3 protein-coding genes are annotated in these 9,126 nt (G+C 71.9%); all 3 read left to right on the plus strand.

What is annotated here, in order from left to right; translation table 11 throughout:
• Positions 1 to 191: 191 nt before the first annotated feature.
• Positions 192 to 1,406 (plus strand): glucose-1-phosphate adenylyltransferase, encoded by a 1,215-nt coding sequence (locus GRF61_RS22110; RefSeq protein WP_169152785.1) that lies wholly within the window; start codon positions 192 to 194, stop codon positions 1,404 to 1,406.
• Positions 1,403 to 3,334, plus strand: a complete 1,932-nt coding sequence (gene treZ / locus GRF61_RS22115; protein WP_248281398.1) for a malto-oligosyltrehalose trehalohydrolase — start codon at positions 1,403 to 1,405, stop codon at positions 3,332 to 3,334. The genes GRF61_RS22110 and treZ overlap by 4 nt, the downstream gene beginning before the upstream one ends.
• Positions 3,335 to 3,427: 93 nt before the next feature.
• Complete coding sequence (gene treY, locus GRF61_RS24940) at positions 3,428 to 8,941, plus strand: malto-oligosyltrehalose synthase (RefSeq protein ID WP_248281399.1); 5,514 nt, start codon at positions 3,428 to 3,430, stop codon at positions 8,939 to 8,941.
• The last annotated feature ends 185 nt before the right edge of the window (positions 8,942 to 9,126 follow it).

Genomic DNA, 9,126 nt, shown 5'->3' on the forward strand with positions numbered 1-9,126 from the left:
GGGAAGGGAGCAGATCCGCGCGCCGGAACGACAGCCTGCGCGCCCGAATGGCCGCCTGCGTTCCCGCCCTTGCGCGCCCGCACCCCATCCGCGGGCAGGATCCCCGTGTTTCCTGCCCCAACACCGTGTTTTCCCCAATCCCGCCCCGCTTGCGTCACCCCGTCGCTGCGGGCGCCCCTAGGAGGTGCATCATGATTGCCGGCAAGTCAGTACTCGCGTTTGTCATGGCAGGGGGAGAAGGCAGCCGCCTGCATCCGCTTACCGCCGAGCGCTCCAAACCCTCGGTGCCGTTCAATGGCCGCCACCGCATCGTCGACTTCGTCCTCTCCAACCTCATCAACTCGGAGATCTTCTCCATCTACCTGCTGGTGCAGTACAAGTCGCAGTCGCTGATCGAGCACATCCGCAAGTCCTGGGCGATGAGCCCGGTGATACCGCACCACTTCATCACCGTGGTGCCGCCGCAGATGCAGCACGGGCCGGAGTGGTTCCAGGGCACGGCGGACTCGGTCTACCAGAACCTGCATCTGATCGACCTGGTGAAGCCCGACCTGGTGGTGGTATTCGGCGCCGACCATGTTTATCGCATGGACATCCGCCAGATGGCGCGCTACCACCTGGAGAACAAGGCCGACGCCACCGTGGCCGCCATTCCGGTGCCGCTGGAACAGTCGCGCTCCTTCGGCATCATCCGCACCGACAGCGCCGGCCGCATCCGCGACTTCCGCGAGAAGCCGGAGAAGGCCGAGCCCATGCCCGGCCGCAGCGCCCATGCGCTGGCCTCCATGGGCAACTACATCTTCAACACCGACGTGCTGGTGGATGCGCTCACCCGCGCCCACTCCAAGGGCGGGCACGACTTCGGCAAGAACCTGCTGCCGGCGATGAGCGAGACCCACCGGGTGATGGCCTACGACTTCTCCACCAATACGGTGCCCGGCGTGCGCGACAGCGAGGAGCAGGGCTACTGGCGCGATGTCGGCACCATAGACGCCTACTACGACGCCCACTTCGACACCCTGGGCGAGGAGCCGCGCTTCTGCATGGCCAACTCGCGCTGGCCCATCTACGCCGCGCCCGACCAGACCGAGGCGGCGCAGGTGCACGACGGCCACATCCGCGGCGCCTCGCTGGGCGCGGGCGTGCTCATCCGCCGCGCCACGGTGGAGCGCTCCCTGCTGCGGCGCGACGTGGTGGTGGACGTGGGCGCCGAGGTGGCCGACTCCATCGTCATGGACCGCAGCGTGATCGGCGCCGGCGCCAAAGTGCGGCGCGCCATCATCGACCAGAACAACTTCATTCCGCCGGGCATGCGCATCGGCTACGACCCCGAGGCCGACCGCGCCCGCTTCCACGTCAGCGACAACGGCATCGTCGTCGTCGGCAAAGGGCAGCTGAAGCCATGAGGACAGGGACCCGACACATCGCCGGGCGGCCACTCCGCCACGGCCATTTCGCCGGCAACGGCGAGGGAGGGGCCGGCAGCCGGGGCCTGGGCTACGTGCATCGCATGCCCTTCGGGCCGCGCCCGGTGGACGACGCCAGCCCGGAGGCCGGCTACCGCTTCCGCCTCTGGGCGCCGGCCGAGAAGCGGGTGGAGGTGTGCCTGCTGCCGGCCCATGGCGAGCGCAGCGTGCATGCCTGCGCCAAGTCAGACGGCTGGCACAGCTGCAAGGTGGCCGAGGCCCGCCCCGGCGACCGCTACTGCTTCCGCCTGGATGGTCAGCTGGAGGTGCCGGACCCGGCTTCCCGCTTCAACCCGGAGGGCGTGCACGGCCCCAGCGTCATCATCGATCCGGCGACCTTCCCCTGGGACGAGGAGTGGCAGGGCCGGCCGTGGGAAGACACGGTGCTCTACGAGCTGCATGTCGGCTCCTTCACCCCGGAAGGCAGCTATGCCGCCGCCGAGCACAAGCTGGACGAGCTGGCGGCGCTGGGCATCACCGCCATCGAGCTGATGCCGCTGGCAGACTGTTCCGGCCGCCGCGGCTGGGGTTACGACGGCGTGCTGCCCTACGCCCCCAAGGCGGACTACGGCACGCCGGACGAGCTGAAGCACTTCATCCAGGCCGCCCACCGGCGCGGCCTGATGGTTTTCCTCGACGTGGTCTACAACCACTTCGGGCCGGACGGCAACTACCTGCATGTGTATGCGCCGCAGTTCTTCACCGCCGAGCATGAAACGCCCTGGGGCGGCGCCATCGCCTACGAAGGCGCGGCCAGCCCGGCGGTGCGCGCCTTCTTCATCCACAACGCCCTCTACTGGCTGGAGGAGTACCGCTTCGACGGCCTGCGGCTGGACGCGGTGCAGACCATCCACGACAGCAGCAAGCCGCACATCCTGGAAGAACTCTCCATCCGGGTGCGCTCGCGCATCGGCAACCGCCATGTGCACCTGGTGCTGGAGAACGTGGACAACCGCGCCAGCCTGCTTGGCCCGCCGGCCACGCCGGGGCGCTACGACGCCCAGTGGAACGACGATTTCCACCACGCCGCCCACGTCATCCTCACCGGCGAGCGCGACGGCTACTACGCCGACTACGCCGACCGCCCGGTGCGGCACCTGGCGCGCTGCCTGGCGGAGGGCTTCGCCTACCAGGGCGAGCATTCGCCCTTCCACCGCGCGGTGCGCGGCGAAGCCAGCGCCAGCCTGCCGGCCAGCGCCTTCGTGAACTTCCTGCAGAACCACGACCAGATCGGCAACCGGGCCTTCGGCGAGCGGCTGAGCACCCTCACCACGCCTGAGCGGCTGCGCGCCCTGGTCGCCCTGCAGCTGCTGGCGCCCTCGCCACCCTTGCTGTTCATGGGCGAGGAAGCCGGCGCCACCACGCCTTTCCTCTACTTCTGCGACTACCAGGGCGACCTCGGCACCGCGGTGCGCGAAGGCCGGCGGCGCGAGTTCGCCGGCTTCAGCCGCTTCAGCGGCGCCGAGGTGGCGCGCATCCCCGACCCCAGCGCCGACGAAACCTTCCGCGCCAGCAAGCTGGACTGGCTTGCCCGCGAACAGCCGGAGGCCCAGGCCTGGCTGGCCTTCTACCGCAACCTGCTGGAGCTGCGCCGGACTATGGTGGTGCCGCGGATGCCCTGGCTGGTGCCCGGCCGCTGCGGTGTGCAGTTCGCCGGCGACGAAGCCTTCGACCTGCGCTGGACCACGGTGGATGGCTTCGCGCTGGTGCTGCGCGCCAACCTTTCCGACAAGCCCTCGCCGCTGCTGCCCAGCCCTGGGGGGCAGCCCTTCGCCGCGGTCGGCGCCGACGCCGCCGAGCCGGACCGGCTCGGGCCCTGGGCGGTGCGCGCCTATGTGCTGCCGGTGGACGAGGGCAGGGCGCCATGACGCCGGCCGCGGTGCTTTTCCCCATGCTGCAGGGCCGCGCGCCCGCCGCCGCGCGGCAGCGACCTTCCATCCGCCGCATCAGGAGAGATGCCCATGAAGGGTGAAGCCGTGGATGCCTTGTGCGGTTTTCTCGGCCTGGACCTCGCCTTCGAGGATGCCTGGGGCAGGCGAACCGAAGTACCCCTCGCCAGCCGGCTGGCGCTGCTCGACGCCCTCGGCCACCCGCTGGGCGCGCCGGCCGAGGGCGAAGCGCTGGATGCCCGCGCCGCCGCCGAACTCGCCCGCCTGCAGGCCGAGGACGCCAGCCAGGTACTGCCGGCCATGCTGGTGCGGGAGGCGGCGCCACCGCCCTTGCAGCTGCATCCGCGCCTGCCCGCCGGCCTGCTGGGCGGCAGGCTGTGGTGGCGCATCCGCCTGGAGGACGGCGCCGAGCGGCGCGGCGCGGCGGCGGTGCGCGCGGTCGAAAGCGTGGGCCTGGAACGGGAGAGCGCCGCCGCGCGGGAGGCCGGCGACGCCGTCACCGCGGTGGAAGGGGAAGGGCAAGGGGAAGCACCGGCCCGCCTCTACCAGGCCGAAATCACCCTGCCGGTGGACCTGCCCCAGGGCTATCACCGCCTGTTCCTGTACGACTCTGCCTCGTCTTCCCAGCCACTGGCCGAAGCCGGGCTGGCAATCTGCCCCGCCACCTGCCTGCCCGCCGCCGAGCCGGCGGCCGGCGGCCGGCTGTGGGGGCCGGCGGTGCAGGTGTATGCGCTGCGCTCGTCCCGCGACTGGGGGGTGGGCGACTTCGGCGACCTGCGCCGGCTGGTGGACCTGGCGGCGGACGCCGGTGCCCACTTCGTCGGCGTCAATCCGCTGCATGCGCTCTTCCCCCACGACCCGGAGCGCGCCAGCCCCTACAGCCCCTCAAGCCGCGAATGGCTGAACGTGCTCTACATCGACATCGAGGGCATGCGCGACTTCGCCGAATGCGCGGCCGCCGCCGAACTGGCCGGCTCGGACGCTTTCCGCACCCGCCTGGACGCGCTGCGCAGCCGCGGCGAGATCGACTACCGCGGCGTGGCGGCGGCCAAGTTCGAAGTGCTGGAGATGCTCTACCGCCATTTCCGCGCCACCCACCTGGAGCGCGGCACCCAGCGCGCCGGCCTGTTCCGCGACTTCCAGCGCGAGGGCGGCCGCAGCCTGCGCCTGCACGCGCTGTTCGACGCCCTGCAGGCCCACTTCCATGCGCGCGACGCCACGGTGTGGGGCTGGACCACCTGGCCGGCAGCGTACCGCGACCCGGATGGCGCCGCGGTGGAGGCCTTCGCCCAGGACAACGAGTTGCGCATCGAATTCTTCGAATACCTGCAGTGGCAGGCCGAAGCCCAGTTGCATGCGGTGGCCTCGCGGGCGCGGGCGCGCGGCATGCGCATCGGCCTCTACCGCGACCTCGCCGTGGGCGTGAACGAGGGCGGCTCCGAAACTTGGGCGCGGCAGTCGCTGCATGCCTTCGGCGCCCACGCCGGCGCACCGCCGGACGAACTCAACCCGTCCGGGCAGGACTGGGGCTTCCCGCCGCCAATCCCGCGCCGGCTGGCCGCCGAGGGCTACGCCAGCTTCCGCGCTGTGCTGCGCGCCAACATGCGCCACGCCGGCGCGCTGCGCATCGACCATGTGATGAGCCTGTTGCGCCTGTTCTGGCTGCCAGCCGCCCGCGGCGACGCCGGCCAGCCGCAGGTGGGCGGCTATGTCGGCTACCCGCTGGAGCCGCTGATGCGCCTGCTGTGCCTGGAGAGCCGGCGCCATCGCTGCATCGTCATCGGCGAGGACCTGGGCATCGTGCCGCCGGCCATACGCGCCGCCATGGCCCGCCACGGCCTGCTGTCCTACCGGCCGTTCTATTTCGAATACGGCGAAGGCGGCCAGGGTTTCCGCCGGCCCGCCGAATGGCCGGCGGCAGCCCTGGCGGTGGTCGGCACCCACGACCTGCCCACCTTGCGCGGCTACTGGCGCGGCTACGACCTGCTGCTGCGCGACCAGCTCGGCATCTACCCCGACGCCGAGCTGCGCGACCGCCACGTCGCCCGCCGCCGCGCCGACCGCCATGCCCTGCTCGACGCCCTGGGCGCCGAAGGCCTGCTGGACGCCAGCGCCGGGCGCCGCAGCGCGGAGGAGGGCGGCGACCCGCCGCCGGCGCTGACCCCGGCGGTGTACCGCTACATCGCCCGCAGCCCGGCGCTGATGGCGGCGGTGCAGCTGGAGGACGTGCTCGGCCAGCTGGAGGCGGTGAACCTCCCCGGCACCAGCGAGAGCACCCAGCCCAACTGGCGCCGGCGCTTGTCCGCCAGCCTAGGCGAGCTGGCGGCCGACCTGCGCTGGCATGCGGTGGCCACCGCGATGAAGGAGGAGCGCCGCAGCGCGCCGTTGCCGGTCAGCGGCGGTCCGGCCGACTTCCACCCGGAACACGCCGACGTGCCGCGCGCCACATACCGGCTGCAGATGCACAAGGATTTCGGCTTCGCCGCCGCCGAGGCGGTGCTGCCTTACCTGGCCGACCTCGGCGTCAGCCACGTCTATGCCTCGCCCTTCCTCAAGGCGCGGCCCGGCAGCAGCCACGGCTACGACATCGTGGACCACGACACGGTGAACCCGGAGATCGGCAGCGAGGCGGACTTCGACCGCTACTGCGAGCGCCTGGAGGAACTGGGCCTGGGGCAGGTCATCGACGTGGTGCCCAACCACGTCGGCGTGCTCGGCGCCGACAACGCATGGTGGCTGGACGTGCTGGAGAACGGCCCGGCCTCCGCCCATGCCGATCACTTCGACATCGACTGGGAACCGCCCTTCGCCGAGCTGCACGGCAAGGTGCTGCTGCCGGTGCTGGGCGACCAGTACGGCCTGGTGCTTGAGAATGGCGAGCTGGCGCTGGCCTTCGCCGCCGAGCGCGGCGAGTTCTACGTGCAGTACTACCAGCACCGCTTCCCCATCGACCCGCGCGACTATCCCGCCATCCTGGAAGCCGGCGCGTCGGCCGGCGCCCGGGCGCCGGGCGATGCCGGCCGGCAGGCGGAGGAGGTGGAGCTGGAAACCCTGCTCGCCGCCCTGCGCCACCTGCCGCCGCGGGACGCGACGGAGCCGGAGGCGCTGGCCGAGCGCCGGCGCAACAAGGAGGTGTTCAAGAAGCTGCTCGCCGGGCTGTACGAACGCCTGCCGGCCGTGCGCGAGCGCGTGGCGGCGGCGCTGGCGGCCTTCCAGGGCAGCGTCGGCGAGGCGGAGAGCTTCGACGCGCTGGACGCGCTCATCGCCGCCCAGGCCTACCGCCTGGCTTCCTGGCGGGTGGCGGCGGACGACATCAACTACCGCCGCTTCTTCGATGTGAACGACCTCGCCGCGCTGCGCATGGAACACGAGGCAGTGTTCGAGGCCACCCACGCCCGCATCCTGCGCTGGGTGGCGGAGGGCCGCGTCTCCGGCCTGCGCATCGACCATCCGGATGGCCTCGCCGACCCGGCCGCCTACTTCGACCGCCTGCAGGCACGCTATGCCGAGGCCGCCCGCGAGGCGCGCATCACGCCGTGGAATGCGGTGTCGCTGTCGGCGGAGGAAACGCTGGACGGCCCGGCGCCGGGCAGCGCAACGCAGGAAGGTGGGGCTGCCGCGCGGGCGGAGCCACCAGCCGGGGGCTCCGCCTTCCTGCGCGGCGCCGTCGGCGCCGATGGCCTGGTGCAGGGCGCCGAGCCGGTGAGCACGCCGGGCACCGACCTGGCCCCGTCGCTCTCCGCTCCGGTGGCTGGCGGCAGGGCGGAGCAGAGCACGCGCCCCTCGGTCGCCGACGAACACCGCACCCTCTACCTGGTGGTGGAGAAGATTCTCGCCGAGTTCGAAGTGCTGCCGGCCGACTGGCGCATCCACGGCGATACCGGCTACCGCTTCGCCAACCTGTGCAACAACCTCTTCGTGGACCCGGTGCAGGAGTCGCGCTTCAGCCGCATCTATCGCGCTTTCACCGGCGAGGCGCGCAACTTCAGCGAGGTGCTGCTGGAAGCCAAGCACATCATCATGACCCACTCGCTGCCCGGCGAGCTGGGCACGCTCACCTACCTGCTGCACGCCATCGCCCAGCGCGACCGCCGCACCCGTGACTTCACCCGCAGCCGGCTGCGCGGCGCGCTGGGCGAGGTCATCGCCGCCTTCCCGGTGTATCGCAGCTACATCAGCGAGCGCGGTGTTTCCGCCGCCGACCGCCGCCACATCGAGCGCGCGGTAGAAGAGGCCGCCGCCCGCGGCCTGGCGGGCGACGCCAGCGTGCTGCGCTTCGTCCGCGACGTGCTGCTGTCCGCTCCCACCGAGCAGGACGCGGCGCTGCGCCGGCTCAAGCTGCGCTTCGTCCGCCGCTTCCAGCAATTCACCGCGCCGGTGATGGCCAAGGCGATGGAAGACACCGCCTTCTACCGCTACAACCGGCTGGTGTCGCTGAACGACGTCGGCGGCGATCCGCGCACCTTCGGCATCGGCGTGGAAGACTTCCACATCGCCAATGAGCGCATCGCCTGCAGCCACCCCTTCGGCCTGCTGGCGTCCTCCACCCACGACAGCAAGCGCTCGGAAGACGTGCGTGCCCGCCTCGACGTGCTGTCCGAGCTGCCGGGCGCCTGGCGGCTGGCGCTGCGGCGCTGGCGGCGGCTCAACGAGCGGCGCAAGACACGCGTCGGCGACCAGGCGGCGCCCTCGGCCAACGACGAGTACCTGTTCTACCAGACCTTGCTCGGCATCTGGCCCTGGCAGCCGCCCGGCGCGGAAGAGAAGGCGGCCCTGGTGGAGCGCGTCCAGGCCTACATGCTGAAGGCGGTGCGCGAGGCCAAGCGCCACACCAGCTGGATGAACCCGGAGCCGGCCTACGAGGCGGCGCTGGCCACCTTCGTGCGCCGCAGCCTGGCCGACGACAGCGGCTTCCTCGCCGACTTCCTTCCGTTCCAGGCGGTGCTGGCGCGCTATGGCGCCTACAACAGCCTCAGCATGCTGCTGCTCAAGCTCACCGCTCCCGGCGTGCCGGACATCTACCAGGGCTGCGAAGGCTGGAACTTCAGCCTGGTGGACCCGGACAACCGCCGCCCGGTGGACTTCGACGCCGCCCGCGAGCGCCTGCGCGCGTTGCAGCGCGACTTCCCCGACGGCGCCGACCCGGCGGGCCTCACCGCGATGTTGGCGCAACTCGCCGACGGCCGCCTCAAGCACTACCTGCTGTGGCGCGCGCTGGCGGTGCGCGAGTGCTGCGAACGCACCCTGCGCTGCGGCCGCTATGTGCCGCTGGACGTGCGCGGCCCCGCCGCCCGCCACGTCGTCGCCTACGCCCGCGTGCTTGGCCGCGAGACGGTGGTGGTGATCGCCACCCGGCTGCTGTTCGGCCTCACCGGCGGCGACGAAGCCCGCATCTGCGATCCCGCCACCTGGGCCGGCACCCTGGTCTCCATGCCCTGGCGCCGCGAAGGCATGGGCTGGCGCGACGCCATCGCCGGCCGCCGCGTTCCACCCCGGTCGCAGGGGCCGGCCGCATTGCCGCTGGCCGAGGTCTTCGGCCCGCTGCCGCTGGCCCTGCTGGTGCGGGATAACGGAGGGGCAGGGTAGTGGAACGGGTTGGCATTGCGGTGCGGCCATCCTCGGGCGGCAGCGCCGCCGGGCGCGGCGGTGCGGACTACGGTTCAGCGCTACCGTTTTGCTTCCCTCCCTCCGCGCCGGGCTCAGGCGGAAAAGCGCGGCGCGGCCTCGCCCGCGGGGCGCGGAGCGGGGGCGGGAAGAGAGGGGAAGAGATC

The organism is Azoarcus sp. TTM-91 (assembly GCF_012911025.1).
In the GTDB taxonomy this organism is placed as follows: domain Bacteria; phylum Pseudomonadota; class Gammaproteobacteria; order Burkholderiales; family Rhodocyclaceae; genus Azoarcus.

Bases quoted from the DNA above. Each gene is read 5' to 3' on its own strand.
- GRF61_RS22110 (WP_169152785.1), top strand. From the start codon at position 192: ATGATTGCCGGCAAGTCAGTACTCGCGTTTGTCATGGCAGGGGGAGAA.
- treZ (WP_248281398.1), top strand. From the start codon at position 1,403: ATGAGGACAGGGACCCGACACATCGCCGGGCGGCCACTCCGCCACGGC.
- treY (WP_248281399.1), top strand. From the start codon at position 3,428: ATGAAGGGTGAAGCCGTGGATGCCTTGTGCGGTTTTCTCGGCCTGGAC.